The following is a 21,675-nucleotide window of genomic DNA, read 5'->3' as shown; positions in this document are numbered from 1 at the left end:
ATTTATGTATTTATCAGTAATGATCGATTTTTTTAACCGAGAAGTGTTAGCATATCATGTATCAGATAAACCTGATGCGAAATTAGTGCTAGATACTTTAAAAAAATTACCAGCTACTCTTGATGATTGTATAATTCATTCTGATAAAGGTACTCAATATGTCAATAATGTTTTACAACAAACTATGAAAGAAAAAAAAATTCAACATAGTTTTAGCGAGAAAAGTTCACCTACCCAAAATGCGGTGATAGAATCATTTTTCGCTACTTTAAAGAGTGAACTTTTTTATTGTGAAAACCCAGAAGATTTGAATCCTAAAATGATTAAAAAGAAAATAGACTCTTTTATCCAATATTATAATCAAAAAAGAGAACTGAAGTACTTAGGTTATCTATCGCCTCTTCAGTTTAAAAAACAATACGAACAAAAAAACAGAATTTAAAACAAAATAAAAGGTTTTTACTTTAGAGGCTTTATCTGTCGGGCACGCGGCGGCCACATATCTTTTTTTGCTTTTTTTTCTTTTTCTTTTCTTTTTTATATACTGAAATGATTTTACATATTATTTATTTTTTATTTTTTTTAAGAAAGGAGAAGAGGGAAAAGCTCCTCTAAGCTTTTCCCTCTGTATCCTTTCCTTTTTCTGGATACTTTTCTTTTTTTTAAAAAGCTTTTTTTTAAAGAGGGAGAGAGGAAAAAAAAGCTCTCCCAAGCTTTTTTTTCCTCTCAACCTCTCTCTTTTATTTTTTTTTACTTTTTTTGTCAAGAAATTTAAAAAAGTACTTGACCAAAAGTTTTCTTTTAGATAAAATAGGGGTGAACGTTAGTGAACAGTATATACATCTAACTTACTTACTATAGTAAGTAAGTTAGATGTATTTCTTTTCTTTTTTCTTCGTTACTTTCTTTTTTCTTTAAATTTTTTTTTCAAAAGGAAATTTTGAAATTTGAATTAAAATATGAAATGTTTTAAATGAGGAAAAGGTTTACTATAAATTTATCATATTTTATGTCAAATTTAAACGTAGCTCAACGAAAGAGGGTTAGGTAGTAGTAAATATTAAGTATTCATTTTTTTTCATAAAAATTGATTATTTGATACGATTTTCTCTTTTTTTGAAAGATTAATTACGAATAATAGGAAATTTATTATCATATGAGGAATTAAAAAGTTTTCAAAATTCTTTTTAAAAGATATATTTGATTAGTAAAAAAACCAACTTTAATAGTTGGTTTTTCTTACTTTATTTTTACTTAATATTTTTAATCTTTTTTTATGTTGACTTTTTTTTCTTTTTAGTTATAATACCAGTAGTTAATAAATAAGTTGACTTAGGAAACTAGAAATTAGAAAAGTTATTTTTTTCATTTTTTAGTTGAAAAGACTACTTTTTATTGGTCTCGTTTTTGATGGTCCACATCAGTACTACCAAATCCACTCTTTCTTACTTTATTTTTTTGATTTCTACTCATATTTTTTAAATTATCATCATTAGTAAGATAAAATTTTTGAAAAATTCCTTGTGCTATTCTTTCGCCTTTAAAAACAAAAATTTCTTTATCAGAAAAATTATATAAAGGAATAAAAATATGACCTTCATTTTCTAAATTGTTATAATAATCACTATCTATAATACCAACATTATTAGCTAACATCAAACTTTTTTTTAAAGATAAAGAAGATCTAGCATAAATCATCAAAACTTTATCCTTATTAAAACAAGATTTTATACCTGTAGGGGTTAAAAAAATTGTTTTAGGACTGATTTTAAAATCAATTGCTGACTCAAAATCATACCCAGCACTAAAAGATGTTTGTCTTTTAGGAAGATTAATATTTTTATTTTTAAACGAACTGACTATTTCAAATAAAATAACATCTTTTAAATTCATTATTAATATTCCTTTTTTTATTTTTATTTATTTTTTTTGTAAATATTATTTCTCGGATGTTTTTTCAAAAAATTATATTTTAATAAATTATCAGAGATATAAGTATAAATTTGGGTAGTTTTTAAACTAGAATGACCTAACAATTCTTGAACAACTCTCAAATCAGCACCATTATTCAATAAAATAGTAGCAAAAGCATGTCGTAAAATATGAGGAGATATTTTTTTATTACCTGCTTTTTCTGATATTTTATTCAAAATAAATCTAACTCCTCTTGTAGTTAAAGGTTTACCTTTATGATTTAAAAACAAAAAAAAATCTTTATTCGAACTTAAATCTAAATTTTTTTGAATAAAATTATTCCTAATTTTAGAAATATAAAATTTAAGAGTTTTTATTAAATTTTTATGTATAGGTAAATATCTATTTTTTCTTCCTTTTCCACAAATTAAAATTTGGGCATTATCAAAATATATATCTTCTATTTTTAATCTTACTAATTCGCTAACTCTCAATCCGCAACTATACAAAATTTCTAATATTAAATAATTTCTATAATCAAAATGATCTTTAAAATTAATGGAATTAAACAAAATTTTTACTTCGTTTTCTGTAACGATTTTTGGTAATTTATAACTAGTTTTTTTTAATTTAATTAAGTTAAATATATTATTCTTAGTATTATATCTTTTTGATAAAAAATTATAAAAAGTTCTTAAAGAAGAAATTTTTCTTATAATACTAATATTTTGTATTTTTTTTATTTTTAATTCTGAAATAAAAATACGTGCTTCATTATATTCAAATAAATTTGCTAATTCAAAAGAAATTTTCCTTTTAATTAAAAATTTTTTAAATTCTTTTACATCGCTAATATAATTTAAAATAGTAAATGGAGAATAATTACACTCAATTTTTAAAAATATTTCAAATTCATTGATTAAACTCACATATAACATCCTAAAATAATTAATTTTTAAAATAAAAAAAATATTATTTAATAAATAAAATTTTTTTAAAAAAATTAAACTGTATTTGCATAAAAATCAAAAAAAATAAAAGTATCTTTATTTTGTTCAATATATTTTTTCACTAAATCTAAATCTAAAGGCCAATTTTTATATTTTAAAGTTAAAACAACCCTATAAAAATATTTCTTTTTAAATATACGCGGAAAAGACGGACCAATTACTCTTATATTATATTCTTCATAATTTTCTAAAATAGACTTTATTTTGTAAGCAACTTTCAATAATTTAACAACATTTTTATTATAAATTAATATTTGACTTAAAAAAACAAAAGGAGGATTATTAGATAATTCTCTATCTTTTAAAGCATTTTCTAAAAAATTTTGAAAATTATAATTTGCAGCATTCTTAATAGAATAATGTTCTATGTCATAACTTTGTACTATTATTTGATTTTTATCAGAAATATGATGAGCTAATTGAGTTATTAATTGAAAAGTTGTTTCATTTGATTTAAAAGAAGGTTTATTTAATAAAACATCTGCCATCATAATACCAATTAAAGAAACTTTAGGAAAATCAATTTTTTTACATATCATTTCTGTGCCTAATAAAAAATCAATTTTATTTTTATTTTTATTCAAATTTTTAATAATTTTTTCATAATCTTTAATACTTGAAATAGAGTCTGAATCTATTCTAATAATACCAATTTCATCAGAAAATTTTTTTTTAAGAAAACTTTCTATGTATTCGATACCATAACTTACATTTTTTAAACTTTTTTTTTGACATAGTAAACATTTTTTAGTTAATTTTTCACTATAACGACAAAAACGACATTTTAAAATATTTTCTTTTTTAAAAAAAACCAAACTAATATTACACTTTGAACATTTTAATATATAACCACAAAAACGACATAAAATAAATGGTGCAAAACCTCTAATATTAACAAATATCAAAACTTTTTCTTTTTTCTGAATTCTAATACTAATTTGTTTTAATAAATAAAGAGAAAAAGGATTTAAATTACCATTTTTCAATTCTTCTTTCATATCGATTAATTTCATTTTAAAATTATTTTTTTTTTCAGATAAATCTAAAAATTGATATTTATTTTTTTTAACATAATAATAACTTTCTAATGATGGAGTATTACTAGCTAAAATTAAAGGTATTTTATGATAATAAGATCTAATTTTAGCCAATTCTCTAGTATCATAATTTATTTTATCTTTTTCAATTAGAGATTCATCATGTTCATCATCTATAATAATTGTACCTAAATTTGTAAAAGGAGAAAAAATAGCACTTCTAGTTCCTACAACAATAAAATTTTTTTGTTCCTTTATATTTATATTTCGTATATAATTTTCTTTTTTGCTTAAAAGACTATTTAAAACAAAAATTTGAACATACGGAAAATAATCTTTTATCTTCTTCACTAAAAAATTAATAACAATAATTTCAGGAACTAAAATTAAAACCTGTTTTTGATTTTTTTGATTTTTTTCTATAATTTTTAAATAAAAATTAATTTTATCTTGATTTTCAAAATAATATAATAAATATGTATTAGAAGAGCAAAAATCAATTTTTTTATAAACTTCATCACATTTAGGTGAAAAACTTAATAAAGAATTAAGATTTGTTTTTGAAATATCTTCATTTAAATTTGGAACAATTTTAATATTTTTATCTTTTGTGTAAAAATTTTTTATTACAACATTAGATTTAACAATATTATTTTTAATTAATCTTTGAAACTTTTTTGTTTTTAATAAATTATCTTTAGTATTTAAAAACCATTTTTTTTTTTCTAAATAATCTTTTATTTCTATTGGAATCATTTTTTTTTGCAAAGGTAAAATTTTATTTTTATAAGTAACTAAAAAGCCGCTTGGAATAATTGTACTATAGGCATTGGTTTTAGATATAAAAGGTATTTGTAAAATTTCTTTTACTAATAAAAAAAGTTCTTCATTCAAAAAAGGTTCTTCATCTGGAATTTCAAAAATATATTTATTAGCTAAATTGCTTTGATCTTTGATATTAATAATATATCCTAAACGAAGTGTATTTTTTTGTCCAAAAGGAACAATAACCCTCATGCCTATTTTTGCTAAAGAAATCAAGTTATTAGGAATAATATAATCGAAAAAAACCTCGAAATTGGATTTTCTAATAGATAATAAAATTTCTGCAAACATTTTTTTAGTCATATATTTTTTATTTTTTTTATTCTTTAAGATCTTTTAAAATTTTATCTATTTTCGCACCTTCTTCATAAGACCTATCATATTTAAATATTAAATCAGGTATTTTTTTAATTTGTTTTAATTCATTAGCTAATTGAGATCTAATTCTTTTTTTATTTTCTTTAATAAGATTAGCAACTAATAATAAATTTTCTTTTGAATCTTTTAAAATAGTATAATATATAGTACTGAAAGATAAATCATTACTAAGTTCGACATCAGTAATACTTATATGACCTATTTGATCATTTTGAATTACGTTATTAATAATTCCAACCATTAATTCTTTAATTAAGCTAGTTCTTCTTTGGATAGAGATATTTTTCATTCAAAATCATCCTTCACTTTTTCTTTTTTATAAGATTCAATTATATCTTCTAATTGAAAACTATTAAATTTTTCTAATAAAATACCACATTCATGACCTTTATTAGCTTTTGAAATATTATTCTTTAAATGTTTCAAAGAAACTATTTTATCTTCAGCTATTAATTTATTATTTCTTATAATCTTAGCAACAGTATTATTCAAAATTTCGCCTTCAATTACGTAACATCCAGCAATAACTCCTATAGAACTAATATTAAAAATTTTTCTAATTTCTGCTTTTCCTAATAATTTATCTTCAAATATAGGTTCTTCCATATCTTTAATTTGTTTTTCAATATCATCGGTAATTTCGTATAAAACATTATAATTTTTCATTTTAATTTTATAATTATATGCTGTTTTTTGGATTTCACTATTAATAAAAATATTAAAACCAATTAAAAAAGCATTAAATGTTTGGGCTAATTTTATATCATTCATAGTTATCATACCCACTGAAGATTTTACAATTTTTATTTTAACATTATCGTTTTTAATTTTTATTTGCTCTAAAGATTTAAGAATAGCTTCAATACTTCCTTGTTGATCAGTTTTTAAAATAATATTAAAAAAATTTTCTATTTTTTTATTATCTATATCAAAAACATTTTCTTCAATCATATCATCTAAATTTTCTTCTTTTTGGTTTTTTTTCAAAAGAATATTTTTATTTTCTTCAGATATTTTTTTAGCTTCTTTTATATTTTCGCAAACAACAAAATTGGCTCCAGCTTCCGGTATTTTTGGTAATCCAGAAATTAAAATAGGTTGAGAAGGAAAAGCTTTTTTTATCTTTTTATAAGACTCACATTCTATAGAACGAATTTTACCAAAAAAATCTTCAATAACTATAAAATCCCCTATTTTTACTATACCTTGAAAAGAAATAATAGTAGCTACAGGACCTTTATTTTTATCTAAACTAGCCTCTAATACAACGCCTTTAGGTAATTTATTTAAATCTGTTTTGATATCCTTTATATCTCTCATCAATATAATAATACTTAACAATTCATCTATACCTTGATTTTTTAAAGCAGAAATTTCAACATAAACAGTTTTTCCACCCCATTTTTCAGGTACTAAACCAAATTTAGATAACTCAGACATTATATTTTCTTTATTATTATTGGGTTTATCTATCTTATTTATAGCAACAATAATATCTACTTGAGCTTCTTGAGCATGTTTGATAGATTCTATAGTTTGTTCTTTTACTCCATCATCCGCAGCAACAACCAATAAACAAAAATCAGTAACTTTAGCACCTCTAGAACGCATTTGAAAAAAAGCTTCATGACCAGGACTATCAATAAAAGTTATTTTTTCATTATTATCACATATAATTTCATAAGCCCTAATATGTTGAGTAATACCTCCAAATTCTTTTTCAACTGTACGTTTTTTTATAATAGCATCTAATAATGTCGTTTTTCCATGGTCTACATGACCCATTATAGTAACTATAGGAGAACGTTTTATTATTTTTTCTTCTTCAAAACATTTATTTTGATTATTATTATTTGGTTTTTTTTTTGTTTCAAAAACAACTTTTATATTAAAATGATTAGCTAATAAATTTATTATTTCTTTGTTGATGTATTGATTAACATTAATTTTCATTCCCAAATCTATAAATTTCTTTATCAAAAAAAAATTAGAAACTTTAAGAATTTTGGCTAAGTCTTTAATTTTATGTTTAGGATTAAATACATATTCATTTATTGGAATATTTTCTTCTAATATTTTCAAATTTTTTTGATTTTTATCTTCATCATTATTCATTCTATATTTCACTCTCCTTTAATGTTTAATTTTAAATTTTAGATTTTTAGATTTTATAATAAAAATAATAAATTTTAATTTTAATAATTGATTTTATATTTTAATATTAATATTAAATATATATTTTTAACTTAAAATAAAGTAATAAAAAAAAATACATTAATATATATTATTAATTTCAATTAATTATAATGTTTAACATAAAAAAAAGTTTAAACAAATAAATAATTCAGATATTATAAAAAATTAAATAAATATAAACAAAATATACAATAAAATATACAATAAATAAAATTTATTTTTTTTCTGATAAAATTTCTACTTTGATATTCCAATTAATAGCTCTCGAAGCTAGTCTTAAATTAATACCTGATTTACCAATAACTAATGGAGCTTGTTCTGGTGAAACAGAAACTAAAACTTCTTTTCTATTTTTATCTACAAAAACTATTTCATTAATTTGAGCCGGTTTTAAAGAATTAGTAATTAATTCTTTAATATCATCACTCCATAAAAATAAATTAATTTTTTCTCCATTTAAAATATTAAGAATACTTTGAATTCTAGAACCTTTTTCTCCAATACAAGAACCAATAGGATCAACTCTATTATTCTTAGATAAAAGACCTATTTTAGTTTTTATAGAAGGTGCACGACTCATTCCTACAATTTGAACAATACCTTCCTGAATTTCAGGGATAAACTCTTTAAATATTTCTCTTACAAAATTTTCGTTGGTACGGCTAATAAAAATTTCAGGCATTTTATTTTTATCTTGTACTTTTACTACATAGACTTGAATTCTTTCGTTTAAATAAAAATTATCATTTAAAAGTGTTTCTTTCTTTAATAAAAAAACATTTATATTTTTCTCCAATTGAAGAGTAAAACTATTTTCATTAATAGCAACAACTTCAGCACTTATTATTTTTTTTTCATATCTTTTGAAAAAATTAAAAATATTTTCTCTTCTTCTTTTCATTATTTCTTCATGAAATTTATTTTTAAAATCTTTACTAGCATAAAAATTAAATTCATTAGGATTAACTAATATTTGCAACATTTCTCCTAATTTTATATCTTTTTTTATTTGTTGAGCTTCTTTTAATTTAATAAAATTAATCTTTTTAAAATTTATTTTGTCACTTTCTTCCTTAATTTTATCATTTGAATTATTCAATTCATCTACAACTAAATATTGTCTATATAAAAAAAACTCGCTATAATCCTTTTCAAAAGAAACATAACAACTTTTAACTTGATAATTTTTTTTACAACCAGAAATTAAACCTGCTTCTAAAGCTTCTAATGTTTGTATACGACTTATTTCATAATCCTGAGCTATTTTATCTATATTTTCTAAAAAATCTTTAACTTTCATATAATCTCTTTATATTAAATCAATTTTCTTTCTTTTGATAAATTTTGTATTAAATAAATATTAATTATAATAAATATATAAAAATTTATAGACTGTTTTTATTAAATTATTTATTTTTTGATAAAAAATATTTATTTAAATTTCATGTTATATATTAAATTTACTGCCATAATTAACGAAACATAATTTTATATAAAAAAAATAAAAATCAAAAAATTAAAATTTCATTTAAAAACAAATAAAATTTAACAGTGTGTTTATAATAACTTATACTATATAATTCTATCATTTAAAAGTCTACATTAGTAAATAAAATAAATCAAATAAATTTATTTAAATTCATTTTTTCATTTTTCAATATTTTTAAAAATTCTTTATTTATTTCATCCTAAAATTTTGAATTTAATTTATTGTTATTAAATATAAACTTCAATAATAATATTTATAAATAAAGATTTATAAATAAAATAATCTATTTTTATCATTACTTTTTATCATATTAAAAAAAATTTTATTTTAAAAAAAATAAAAATAGTAAAAATTATATTTTTTCCTTACACAAAGAGTTAAAATAAATTAAAAAAATGAATTAGATTAAACTAAAATAAAATTTTTTTAATTATTAATTTATTTTTATAAATGAAAAAATAATAAAAAATAAAAAAGTGGTTAATATATAATATTCTAAAAAAAGAAGCAAATCTAAAACAAAATTTTTTTATTCAAAACAAAACAGATCTCAATATCATTAAAATATTAAAAAATATATTAAAATTTTTAAAAATTAAATATTTTTTATTGTTTCAAAATATAAAAAATATATTACCAATTACCAAAAAAATAAAAATAAATATTTTTTAGCTTAATAAAAATATTTTCTTAATATTTGGAAAAAATAATTAACTTTTGTTCTTCTTTTATCTTTTAATATAAAACAATTTATAAAACATTTTATATAATATATGTTTTTATAGTTGATTTATTTAGAAAAAAACAAAAATTCTTTCAATATTTATTTTTTTAAATATCTATTTTGCATATTTAATAAAATATTATTAAAAATATTAATAATTTATTTTTACATAAAATTATTTTTTTATCTAATTCGCTGAAAATTTATTTTAAATAAGTTAAAAACAAAAAAAATCAATAATAATTTATTTGAGTTTTATATATAAAAAGATAAAACAAAAAAATAATAATAAATTATATATTTAGATATTTTAAAATTTTATAATTTAAATAAATTTAATAGTATTTTTATCTAATTCTTGTTCTCTAATTTTTTCTGCTTTTTGTTGTTTAAATTCTTCTATTTTTTTTTTCTTTTTTTGTAATATTATCGGATATTTCGTTAAATAATATCTTCGATCATAACTTCTAACTTTTTCTAGATTATTTTTTCGATATGTTCTTTGACATTGATTATGTTTTTCTTTTTTATGTTTAAGTCTTGATTCGTGATTTTGTTCTTCTATTATTTTTTCCAAGTTTTTTGAATTAAAACTTAAAGTTAAATTTAAATCTAAATAATTTTCTTCTTCTTGTTCTGAAAAGGATGGTGTTAAAGATAAATCTAAATTAATTTTTGAAGATTGTGAATGGACATTGTTGGTAGTATTTGGAGAAAAACTTCCTGATTCTTCAAAATAATGATTATTAGAGAAATTACTTAAAAAATCTTTAGTATTATTATTATGGTCGGATTTATAATTTTGTTTCATAGCGAAAACATATTTTGAAATAATTCCCAAAATAACAATGCAAAAAATCAAAATAAAAGTAAAGAAAGAAAACATTATATTATAAATTTTTCGACTTCGATGTAACATATTCAAAATTAACAAAATCCTTTCTTTGATCTATTATGAGCAGAATAAAATAAAAAGATTATTAGATGTATATTATATTATAGTTTCTTATTTTACTTTAAAAAAAGAAAATATAATATAAAACCAAAAGAGAAAAAAAATATTTTTTTTGGTTTTATATTATTAAAATTTATATTAAATAAATGATAGGAAGTTAGGATCAAACATAATAACTTTATTTAATTTTCACAAGCAAATATCATGTTTTCTAAATAAGTTCTTTGTTGTTGCCAAAAAGTGTCAAAATTTACTAAATATTCAGATTTTTCATCATATCTTTTTTCTAATATATCTTTTATTCGATTCATTTCTACCATTTTATTAAATTCTTTCAGAAAAGAAGAAAAATCTAATTTTAAAATAAAATCAATAAATGGTTTTTTAATATGAGAATTTTTATTATTATGTTCTATACTATCAAAAATGATATTTTGAATATCTTTTTTAAACTCTTCCATTAAATTAGAATCTAATAACATTTTTGTTTTCATTTTAAAATAACTTTGTTGTAACAACAAAAAACTCTTATATTCTAATAATTTTTTATATTCTTCAGAATTTACTTCTTTCGTTTCTAATTCTTTTAATCTAATGTTTATCGATTGATTAACCAATACATTTATTTCTTCAATAAAATTTTCAAATTTAACGACAGTTTTATGAATAGATGATGGGCTAAACTTTTGTTTTATCTTTTTTATTTTATTATTTTTTTTTATTATACGATGATCGGCCTTTCTGCGTTTATTATTAGCACGAATATTTTTACTTAACAAACTATTCTGATTGTTTAATTCCTGAATTTTCATTTCTAATTCATTATTTTTGTTTTCTAATTCATTATTTTTGTTTTCTAATTCATTATTTTTGTTTTCTAATTCATTATTTTTGTTTTCTAAAGATGATAAAAAATTATTTATTTCTTTCGATTTTTGTTCTTTTTCTTCATTTTTATATAAAACAGAATCAGAAGAAAATAAAGAACAAATATATTTTTTCACTTTTGGAAATTTGCCTTTTTCATAATTATGTTTTTCTATTGATGTTGAAGCATCATATTCATTATTATGATTAATACTCATTTCTGATAATTGATTATCATTTTGATTGTCATTTCCTAAAACTTGATTATCTAAGAATTGAATTTTTGATTTAGCAGCATTTACATAATTCTTAACATAATTCATTGAAAAAACCAAAGATAAAAATAAAAAACAAATTTTTAAATTACTGATTCTAAAATTAGTCCATATTTTTTTAATTTTCAATAATATTAACATCTAATAAAAACCTCACTTTACTCTTAATTTTTTTTTTTATTCTAGATATAAAATATATGATATTAAAATAACTGCATTGGGAATATTATAAACTGGGGAATATTATAAACTTAGATATTATGAACTAAATAATAAAAAAGTCAATTGAAAATAGTATAAAATTAGAAATAAAATTAATTAGTCATAAAAATTTACTTTATTCTAAACAATTTTCGATTTTATTTAAAAAAATATAGTATTTTCATTATAAATATTTTTTTTTAATTTATTATATCCAAACTATAAACGATAATTTTCATTAAAAATTTTCTTTTAATAATTGTTACAATTGTTTCATAATAAACTTTTTCTTTATAATCTAAAATTTAAATAAATAGTTATCTTTAAATTAATTTTAAAATTTTATGAAGATTTATTAATAAAAAAATATTTTACCCAAATTCATTTCCATTAAATGCCAAAAGTTTTATATAAAATTAAGAAAAATTTTATAAATTAAAATTTATTTATAATTTAAGCAAATACTTTATTTTAATTTTTCTATTTATCTGAATTAAATATTTGAAAAAAATTTTTTTAATTTATTATTATTTTTATTATTAAGATTTTTTTTGAATATCTATTAACTTCTTAATTCTTTATTAATTAAGATTTTATTTTGATTTAAGATGATATGTTATAATATATGATAGTATCTAATAAATGTCTACTAATAATTAAAAATATATCTATAATAGAATTTAAAGTTTTTTTTGTTATAACACTGCTTTATTCAGTTAGAGTTTCAAATCTAAAAAATTAAAACAAAAAAAAGTTTAAAATTTTTTTTTAATAAATATCTTTTTTTGTCATGTTTATTCCTTATTAAATTTTCAATTTAATTTTGATTAAGTTATTTTCAAAAAAGTTAATAAAATATAATGTCTTAAATATTTTTTGATATAATATTAGTAATTATTATTCTTTTTTAATTCATTATTATTATTTTTTTATAAAATCATTTTTATTTTCTTTTTTTTATAAAATAATAATAATAAATTAATGAGGAGGATCTAACAATAAATAAAAAAAGAATATTCTTTTTTGATGTTGATGAAACTTTATACAGTAACAACAAAAAAGAAGTTTTACCACAAACAGAAAAACTTATTTTAGAATTATCCAAAAAACCAGATACAATATTAGGTATAGCTACTGGTAGAAATTATAAAAATTTAGATGTTATAAAAAAAATATTACCTTTTTTCAAATATTTTATAATATCGAATGGAGCAGTAACTATAAAGAATAATAAAATTATAGACGAAAACCCAATACCTAAAGAAAAAATTATTGAATTAATTCAAAAAATTAATTTACATAAAGTAGTAATAGCCAATATAGGAAAAGAAAAAGAAGCTTTGTTTCATAACGGAAATATTGAAAACTTACCATTTATTAAAGAATGGAATAGAATGATCAAAACACCTATAGATAATAAATTTCATTTAAAAGAAAGAATTTATATGATAAATATATTCGGAATAGATGCAAATAAAATTAAAAAAATACTAGATAAAGAAGATCATTTTAATAGGTATTATTGGGAAAAACACATAGATATCACTTTAAAAGATATTAATAAATTTTTCGGTATTAATAAAATAAAAAAAAATTATCCTAAACATGAATTAATCTGTGTTGGTGATGGTTGTAATGATCAAGAAATGTTACAACAAGCTGATATTTCCATTGTTATGGGGAATAGTCAATATGATTTTTTAAAAAAAAATTCCAGTTTTATAACACCTCATATTGAAGAAAATAAAATATTTGATTTTTTTAAAAAAGAAAAATTAGTCTAATTTCATTAAAATAATAAATAAATATTTTAAAAATTTAAAATTGTAGAAGTAATTAAGGAGAATAAATTATATTAGATTCAAATGAAGAATTAAAATCTGCTCATGAATTTTCTAAAAAATTTGAAAAATTAGAAGAAAAAGAAAAAAAATTTTTTTCTAGAATTATAAATAAACTACTACAAGTAAATTTCATAACCTCTAAAAAAAAATCCGATATAAATGATTATCATTTTATAGTTTTGTATAAAGATATTTTTTCATTTTTTTTCAAATTAGCAGATTTTGAATTAAAAATAAAAAACGAAAATGAAGTTATTTTTATAAAAAGTAAAAATAATTTTAACAAACTCAAACTAAATAAAGAAGAAAGTTTAGTTTTACTAGCAATATGTATTCTATTCTATAACAAAAAAGAATCTAGCCCATCTATGTCTATCATAGAAATTTATCTTCAAGATATTTATAAAGAATTAGGAAATATTGGTTATACAGAAATTAAAAAAATTACCAAAGAAAAAATGAAAAAAATATTATCTATGTTATATAAATATAATATAATAGATTTCTATGACAATAAAAACATAAGCAATAACTTAACTGAAGATTTAATTATAAAAATTTATCCTACTATAATGCATTTAATAGATTTAGAAACAGTTCAACAATATCAAAAAATATTAAATTTGAATATTAAAAATAAAGAATAATAACATAAAAAAATGACAAAATTAACTAAAATAAAATTAATAAACTGGCATCTTTTTTCATCGCAAACAATAGATATTAAAGATAATACCTTAATTTCAGGAGAAAACGGTGCTGGAAAATCAACTCTATTAGATGCTTTACAATACGTTCTTATAGGAGGTAAATCAGGAACTAGATTTAATATAGCAGCTAACGAAAACGCTAAACGTTCCTTAGAAAATTATATAAAAGGTAAAATTGGAGCAGAAAATAAAGAATTTTTAAGAAATAAAGATGTTATCACTCATATTTGTTTAGAATTCTATAGTGAAAAACAAAATAAATATACAATTTTAGGTTGTGTTTTAGAATTACCATATAATGGTATTCTGAAAGAAAAATTCTATATTATAAATAATACCAATTTAGAAGAAGAAACTTTAATATCAGACAATAAACCTAAAAATATTCAACAAATACGTTCTTTTTTTAAAAAAAAAGATAATAATTTTGATTTTTTTGATACTAAAAAAAATTATCAAAAAGCTCTTGAAATATTTCTAAATATCAATATAACAAAATATGTTAAAATTTTACCTAAAGCTTTAGCTTTTAAACCTTTAAACTTACAAAATTTCGTTTTTGAATTTCTTTTAGAAGAAAATCCTATTGATATTATTAGTTTAAAAAATAGCGTACAACAGTTAAAAAAAATAGAAAATCAAATTAAAATTGAAAAAAAGAAATCAGAAAAATTAAAAAAAATTATAGAATGTAATCAAAAAATAAAATTACTTCAAAATCAAAAAAAAATTAATCTTTCTATCCATAAAATCATTTTATTAAAAAAAATAGAAGAAAACTTAAAACAATTTATAAATAAAAAAAAATATTTAGAAATAGAAATACAAAATTTATCTTTTCAAAAAAACAAACAAAACTTAGATTTAGAATCAATAAATGAAAAAATATTAAAATTAAAAATATTTAAAAAAGAAGATAATTTAAATATTTTGTTATCTTCTTTGGAAAAAAATCAAAACGAAAACCAAAATGTTATTAAAAATTTAGAAAATAAAATATTCATTTTTGAAACAAAATTAGAAAAAGAATTGAATATTTTAAAAAAAATTTCAGATTTAACAGAAGATGATTTTTTTAAACAAAATATTCAAAAAATAAATTTTTTTTTAAAAAATATAAAAGATCAAAATTATTTATTATTACAGAAAATTTTTTTTGAATTATCAGAAAAATTAAATAAAGAAAAAATATCTATTAACATTAAAAAAAATAATATTAATCAAATAATTGAAAAATTAAAAAAAGAAATTTTACAAAAACAAAATGATATTGAAATTATAAACAGCATTTTACCAAGTTATAATCAAAATGTTATTAAATTAATAAATAAAATAAAAGAAAACTTATCTTGTATAACAAACGAAACAATTCCTATATATCCTCTTTGTGAATTAATAGAAATTAAAGAAGAAATATGGAGAAATTCTATTGAAGGTTTTTTAGGAAAAAGAAAATTTAATTTAATAATTGATGCACGTTTTTTTGATCAATCTCTAAATATATATCAAAAAATTCAATCTCAAGAAAAAATTTATGATATAGGATTAGTAAATGTAGAACAAATACCTTTCATCAAAGATAATGAAAATAGTTTAGCTTCTAAAATAAAATCAGATCATAAATATGCATTAAATTACGTCAAATTATTATTATCACATATAATATGTGAATTAGATATTCAAAATTTAAAAAATCACAAAACTGCTATTACTCCTCAAGGTATGCTTTATAGTAATTTTACTGCACAACAATTAAATCCTAAAACTTATAAAATTCCTTTTATAGGTATAAATTCTAGAAAAATAAGAAAAACAATACTAATAGAAGAAAAAGATAATATTCAACAAGAGTTCAAAAAAAATCAAGAAATTTTTCAAAAAATTGAAGAATCAGAATTTTTAATAAATAGTAGTCATTTGTCTTCTTTTAACATTAAAGATTATATTTTATGGCAAAAAGAATTATCAGAATATATTTCTGTAAACCAAAAAATAAAAAACGAAATCAAAAAGATACAAAATGACCCAAATTTATTTCAAAAAGAAAATAAGTTAAAAAATATAGAAGAAGAAAAAAAACAATCCACAAAAAAACTAGATCAAATTTTATTTAATATTGCTGAAAAAACAAATCAAATTAGTATTTTAGAAAACAAAATCATCCAAACTAAAGAAGAATTACAAACAATAAGTAAAGAATTAAAAGAAATAGATAAAAAAGAAATTAAAAATATAGAAGCTACCAAAATTAAACTAAACAGTTATTATATTAAATATGAAAACAACTATGAATTCATACTAAACGACATAAAAGAAAATCTAATAAAGATAGAAAAACAACAAAATAAAGAAAAAATAGAAATAATTACTCAAATGAATTCATATATAGAACAAAATAATTTAATAAATATAGAAGCTAAAATAGAAAATATAGAATATTTTATTCAAGAATATAATTTGATTAATTTAAAAAATTTAATAAATTATGAACAAGAAGCTAGAGAATTAAGTATCAAAATAGAAATAATATTTAAAGAAGAATTTGTCAATAAATTAAAAGAAAGTTTAGATAATGCAAAACAACAAATTCAAAAATTAAATGAAATTTTAAAAAATAGACCTTTTGGTAATGATTATTATCAAATAATGACTAAACCATCTGAAAACATAGAATATAAAAAATATTACCCAATATTTATGGAAAAAAATATAGAAAAAGATGATAAAAAAGAAATTGATTTATTTATCGATAACATAAAAAATTATAAAAAAATTTTATTAGATGAATTATTCGAAAAAATAACATCTTTTAATACAGAATATGAAAAATCAATATATGATTTTTTTGATTATAGAAATTATTTAAATTATGATATACAAATAAAAGATAAAGAAGGTAATTTATCTTTATTTTCGAAAGTTTTTAGGGAAAAATCAGGTGGAGAAACACAAGTACCTTTTTATATAATAATTACTATTTGTTTTGAACAATTATTATTCGAAAATAACTATGAAAAAGGATGTTTAGTTTTATTTGATGAAGCTTTTAATAATATGGATGAAAACAGAATAGACGCAATGATGTCTTTTTTTAATGAATTAAAAATTCAATTTATAATTGCTGTACCTCCTCAGAGAATAATTAATATTTTACCTCATATCACAACTAATTTAATCATTATTAAAGAAGATGATTATGCTGTTATAGAAAATTTTACAATAGAAAATGAAAAAAAATATATATAATAAACGCAATTATATAATATATAAATATATAAATTATATAAATATATATTAGAATAATGTTATTTTGTTTTTTTATTATTAAAAAAAACGTTTTTTATAATAAAATACTAGTGTTAGTTTTTTATTATAAAAACTCTTCAAGGAGTAGTACTCAAGTGGTTATAAGAGGCGTCCCTGCTAAGGACGTAGTCCGAAAAATCGGTGCAAGGGTTCAAATCCCTTCTACTCCGCCAAAAAATAATTAAAAAAATTAAATAAAATAAAATAAAAATAGCTTCATATATGAAGCTATTTTTTTATTTCAAAAAATTTAAAACTTTCTTTATTAAATGAAAATCCTCTTTTTTTTATTTTTTATTTATTTTTTATCAAATTTATTTTTATAAGATCTATGTTTTTTATTTCTGGCAAAAATACTAAATATAAAAAGCAAAATAAAAATAAAAATTACAAAAATAAAAATAATAAATATTAAAATAAAATTTTCATATTCTTTCTCATTCTCATTTAAAGATCTGTATTGAGAAGAATTAGAAGATTCATCTTCAGGATTATATGAATTATCATTATTATTATTAGTAGAATGCGAATAAGACTCTAAAACCTCATCATACTCTGTTTTTATTTTATTCAAATTTCCTTCTATTTTAGCAAGATCTGTCTGTTTCCATCCTTGCAATAAAGATAATTTTTGTTTAAACAAAGAAATATTATCAGAACCAATAAATTGATAAATTTTGTCAATAGAATTATATGTTTGATTAAAAATATCGCCTAAATCTAACAAATCGTTTATATTTTGTACAATAGAAAAAAAATGAGTAGCTATAAATTTTATTTTTCTAATAGATAAAAATTCAGTTAAATCTGGAGTATCAATAGCAGCAAATTCTGAATAAAGGTCTAAATTTTTAGAACACATATTAGAAACTGTATATTGAAGTTTGGAATAAGAATCTTTAATATTTTCTTGAGTTGTATTTTTTAAAATTTCATTAATTTTGTCTAAAATAAAATCAAAACTTTTCTTATTTGAAATATCTGTTTTAGTATCAACATTTTCTTTTAAAAATTTAAATAAATCTTTTTTTACTTGTTCTATTTCATCTAAATATGATTGTACTTTTTCTATTAAAATAGTATCATATTTCTGATTTGGATCTTGATTTTGAACAATATTTTCCAATACAACTTCTTGAACATCATAATCATCACTAGACAATGATGCAAATACACAAAAATTTGTTTTTACTAAAACAAAAAAACAAAAAAATAAAAAAACAAAAAAAATTTTAAACTTTTTTTTAAAATTATATCCTTGTTTAGCTGTTTTTGTTTCCAAAACAAATCACCTCTTCTTACTTTTAAAAAAATTAAAAATAGATGAAAAATTAAATCTAAAAAATAAAAAAATGAAGATTTTAAACATAATTCAAAATTATTGTTTAACAAAACACTTTATATTTGTAATTTTACAATTTAAATAAACATAAAAAAGTATATCACAAAATAAAAAAAAAACATTTTTGAAAATTCATTAAACCCAATAAATACAATAAAAAAAATAAAAAAAATTTAAATATTTATGTATAATATAGTTGTGTATTTTAATATTTAGCAGTTAAATAGTTTAATTGCAAATATACACTAAATCAAAATCGTAATTTTTAATTTAATAAATATTAAAAATTTAACAAAAATAAAAATTTGACTCAATATTAAGATATATTTATAGATTAATAAATACAGATAGCACAAAAAAGGTTTATTCAGTCAAATTTTGTAATTTTTTTTATCTATTTTTTAAAAAATATTTTAAACCAAATTATAATTATATTTTTTTTATATATATATTTTTTTTATATATTTTTTATATTATGTAAACTTGTTATTGAAAAAATAAAAAAAGAAAGGAATATGTGATTAATTTGAACAAAATACAACCATTAAATGATTATGTAGTTTTAAAGTATAAAAAAGAAGAAAATGTAACAAAAAGCGGAATCATTACAGGAATTGATAAAAATAAAAAACAAGAATCAATAGGTATTGTTTATAACTTCGGTCCTAAAGTAAAAGATTTAAAAAAAGATGATAATGTTGTTTACAAAAACTATTCAGGAACTCAATTTAAAATTAATGAAGAAGAAGAATACTTAATTATAAAGTATGAAGATATTTTAGCCATCATAAATAAATAAAAAATATAGATAAAATATAAATAAATAATCTAATTTAAATAATGAAAATATAATGAAAGTTATAGAATAAGATAAAATTTGAAAGATAAAGTTTAAATTTATATTTTATATATTAAATTTTAAATAAAATTGAAAATAAAAATTTACAATTGAAGGAGATGAAAGAAAAATGTCTAAAGAAATTATTTTTGGCAAAGAAGCTAGAAAAGAAATTTTAAAAGGAGTAGATATTTTAGCGGATACTGTAAAAATAACATTAGGACCTAAAGGTAGCAATGTTGTTTTAGAAAAAAATTATGAAAATCCTCATATTATTAATGATGGTGTTTCAATTGCTAAAGAAATAGAATTAAAAAATCCTTATCACAATATGGGAGCTAAATTAATATATGAAGCAGCAAGCAAAACAAACGATAATGCAGGAGATGGGACAACAACAGCTACTGTATTAGCTCAAAATATAATTCATAAAGGATTTAAATTTATTGATGCAGGTGCTAAATCAACTTCAGTTAAAGAAGGTATTTTAAAAGCAGCAAAAAGAGTATCTCAAGAATTACTTAAAAAATCTAAATCTGTAACAACTCAAGAAGATATAGAAAATGTAGCTTCCATTTCATCTGGTAGTAAAGAAATAGGTAAAATTATCGCTTCTGCAATGGAAAAAGTAACAAAAAACGGAATTATTAATGTTGATGAATCAAAAGGATTTGAAACTGAATTGGAAGTAGTTCAAGGAATGCAATATGAAAAAGGTTATGTATCACCTCATTTTGTAACTAACAAAGAAAATATGTCAGTAGAATTAGAAAAAGCTTATATTTTAGTAACAGATCATAAAATCAATAATATAAACGAAATAAGAAATTTATTAGAAGATATATTCAAAAAAACTGCAACACCTTTATTAATTATTGCTGAATCTTTCGAAAATGACGTAATTAGTACTTTAATATTAAACAAAATTAGTGGTATTTTAAATGTAGTAGCAACAAATGCTCCAGGATTCGGAGATAATCAAAAAGAATTGTTACAAGATATAGCTACATTAACTAAAGCTAAATTTGTTTCTAAAGACTTAAATATGGATTTACAAAGTGTTAATTCAGACTTTTTAGGAAAAGCTAATAAAGTTATTATCAAAAAAGATAGTACGGTTTTAATTAATAATGAAAAAAACGAAATGGTAGAAAAAAGAATCGAAGAAATAAAATCTCAAATAAACAAAAACAACAATGAACAAGAAATAAAAGTTTTAAAAGAACGTTTAGCTAAATTATGCGGAGGAATAGCAGTTATTAAAGTAGGAGCGGCTACTGAAACTGAATTAAAAGAAAACAAATTAAGAATAGAAGATGCTTTGAATGCTACTCAAGCTGCCATTACTGAAGGTATTGTTGTGGGCGGAGGCAAGGCTTTAATAGAAATTTACAAAAATTTAAAAGAAGAAATGCTAGAAACTAATCATGATGTTCAAAAAGGTGTCAATGCAGTATTAGATAGTTTATTAATTCCTACCTATCAAATAGCAGAAAATGCTGGATTTGACGGAGATACAGTTATACAAGAACAATTAAAACAAAAAGAAAATTTTGGTTTTGATGCTAAAGAAGGTAAATATGTAGATTTGTTAAAAGAAGGTATAATAGATCCAACTAAAGTTACTAGACATGCCATTTTAAACGCAGCTTCAATAGCATCTGTTATTATTACTACAGGAGCAGCAGTAGTATCATCTGCAAATGAAAAAAATAACTCTAATTCTATAAATGATCCTTCTTCTTTATAATAATTTTATTGTTT

16 protein-coding genes and 1 tRNA gene are annotated in these 21,675 nt (G+C 19.3%); 7 read left to right on the top strand and 10 right to left on the bottom strand.

Annotated features, from left to right (window positions below; all coding sequences use genetic code 11):
• The first annotated feature begins 4 nt into the window (after window positions 1–4).
• Window positions 5–442 carry a DDE-type integrase/transposase/recombinase gene (locus tag F1741_RS01105; protein WP_280177759.1) on the top strand — a complete coding sequence of 146 codons (438 nt, stop codon included), beginning with the start codon at window positions 5–7 and terminating at the stop codon, window positions 440–442.
• A 120-nt stretch (window positions 443–562) separates the two neighbouring features.
• Here F1741_RS01105 and F1741_RS02260 read toward each other — a convergent pair whose 3' ends face one another.
• The 9 genes from F1741_RS02260 to F1741_RS01065 form a co-directional block, all read right to left on the bottom strand.
• Complete coding sequence (locus F1741_RS02260) at window positions 563–766, bottom strand: hypothetical protein (protein ID WP_212380307.1); 204 nt, start codon at window positions 764–766, stop codon at window positions 563–565.
• A gap of 626 nt (window positions 767–1,392) precedes the next feature.
• Window positions 1,393–1,893, bottom strand: coding sequence for a dUTP diphosphatase (locus F1741_RS01100; RefSeq protein WP_152309760.1), 501 nt, complete (start codon window positions 1,891–1,893; stop codon window positions 1,393–1,395).
• Window positions 1,894–1,916: 23 nt separating this feature from the next.
• Window positions 1,917–2,843 (bottom strand): tyrosine-type recombinase/integrase, encoded by a 927-nt coding sequence (locus tag F1741_RS01095; RefSeq protein WP_425305175.1) that lies wholly within the window; start codon window positions 2,841–2,843, stop codon window positions 1,917–1,919.
• Window positions 2,844–2,917: 74 nt separating this feature from the next.
• On the bottom strand, window positions 2,918–5,089 hold the full coding sequence (gene priA, locus F1741_RS01090; RefSeq protein WP_244609560.1) for a replication restart helicase PriA: 2,172 nt from the start codon (window positions 5,087–5,089) through the stop codon (window positions 2,918–2,920).
• Window positions 5,090–5,105: 16 nt separating this feature from the next.
• Window positions 5,106–5,453 carry a 30S ribosome-binding factor RbfA gene (gene rbfA, locus F1741_RS01085; RefSeq protein WP_152309759.1) on the bottom strand — a complete coding sequence of 116 codons (348 nt, stop codon included), beginning with the start codon at window positions 5,451–5,453 and terminating at the stop codon, window positions 5,106–5,108.
• The gene (gene infB / locus F1741_RS01080) at window positions 5,450–7,279 is read right to left on the bottom strand and encodes a translation initiation factor IF-2 (RefSeq protein WP_152309758.1); all 1,830 of its coding nucleotides are present in this window, start codon (window positions 7,277–7,279) and stop codon (window positions 5,450–5,452) included. Before infB ends, rbfA begins: the two co-directional genes overlap by 4 nt.
• A gap of 295 nt (window positions 7,280–7,574) precedes the next feature.
• Window positions 7,575–8,660: a transcription termination factor NusA gene (gene nusA / locus F1741_RS01075; RefSeq protein WP_152309757.1), complete on the bottom strand. Its 1,086-nt coding sequence runs from the start codon at window positions 8,658–8,660 to the stop codon at window positions 7,575–7,577.
• Between the two features lie 1,238 nt (window positions 8,661–9,898).
• Window positions 9,899–10,492: a hypothetical protein gene (locus tag F1741_RS01070; RefSeq protein WP_152309756.1), complete on the bottom strand. Its 594-nt coding sequence runs from the start codon at window positions 10,490–10,492 to the stop codon at window positions 9,899–9,901.
• Window positions 10,493–10,710: 218 nt separating this feature from the next.
• Window positions 10,711–11,811 carry a hypothetical protein gene (locus F1741_RS01065; RefSeq protein ID WP_152309755.1) on the bottom strand — a complete coding sequence of 367 codons (1,101 nt, stop codon included), beginning with the start codon at window positions 11,809–11,811 and terminating at the stop codon, window positions 10,711–10,713.
• 1,037 nt (window positions 11,812–12,848) lie between these two features.
• Here F1741_RS01065 and F1741_RS01060 point away from each other — a divergent pair.
• The 4 genes from F1741_RS01060 to F1741_RS01045 all read left to right on the top strand — a co-directional run bounded on the left by F1741_RS01060 (window position 12,849) and on the right by F1741_RS01045 (window position 17,904).
• A complete protein-coding gene (locus F1741_RS01060) occupies window positions 12,849–13,655 on the top strand; it encodes an HAD family hydrolase (RefSeq protein WP_152309754.1) in 807 nt (268 codons plus the stop codon).
• A 65-nt stretch (window positions 13,656–13,720) separates the two neighbouring features.
• Window positions 13,721–14,362: a DUF4194 domain-containing protein gene (locus F1741_RS01055; RefSeq protein WP_308506974.1), complete on the top strand. Its 642-nt coding sequence runs from the start codon at window positions 13,721–13,723 to the stop codon at window positions 14,360–14,362.
• Between the two features lie 12 nt (window positions 14,363–14,374).
• Window positions 14,375–17,671, top strand: coding sequence for an ATP-binding protein (locus tag F1741_RS01050; RefSeq protein WP_152309752.1), 3,297 nt, complete (start codon window positions 14,375–14,377; stop codon window positions 17,669–17,671).
• A gap of 141 nt (window positions 17,672–17,812) precedes the next feature.
• Window positions 17,813–17,904: transfer RNA gene (locus F1741_RS01045), tRNA-Ser, on the top strand.
• Window positions 17,905–18,029: 125 nt separating this feature from the next.
• Here the strand turns inward: F1741_RS01045 and F1741_RS01040 are convergent.
• On the bottom strand, window positions 18,030–19,013 hold the full coding sequence (locus F1741_RS01040) for a hypothetical protein (RefSeq protein ID WP_152309751.1): 984 nt from the start codon (window positions 19,011–19,013) through the stop codon (window positions 18,030–18,032).
• Between the two features lie 586 nt (window positions 19,014–19,599).
• On the opposite strand from F1741_RS01040, the gene F1741_RS01035 reads away from it, so the two are divergent.
• Both F1741_RS01035 and groL read left to right on the top strand, forming a co-directional pair.
• On the top strand, window positions 19,600–19,872 hold the full coding sequence (locus tag F1741_RS01035) for a GroES family chaperonin (protein WP_193310874.1): 273 nt from the start codon (window positions 19,600–19,602) through the stop codon (window positions 19,870–19,872).
• A gap of 169 nt (window positions 19,873–20,041) precedes the next feature.
• Window positions 20,042–21,661 carry a chaperonin GroEL gene (groL, locus tag F1741_RS01030; protein ID WP_152309750.1) on the top strand — a complete coding sequence of 540 codons (1,620 nt, stop codon included), beginning with the start codon at window positions 20,042–20,044 and terminating at the stop codon, window positions 21,659–21,661.
• Window positions 21,662–21,675: the final 14 nt, after the last annotated feature.

It is taken from the genome of 'Cynodon dactylon' phytoplasma (assembly GCF_009268075.1).
Taxonomy (GTDB): Bacteria; Bacillota_I; Bacilli_A; order Acholeplasmatales; family Acholeplasmataceae; genus Phytoplasma; species Phytoplasma cynodontis.
This window is presented reverse-complemented; position numbering and strand designations above follow the sequence as displayed.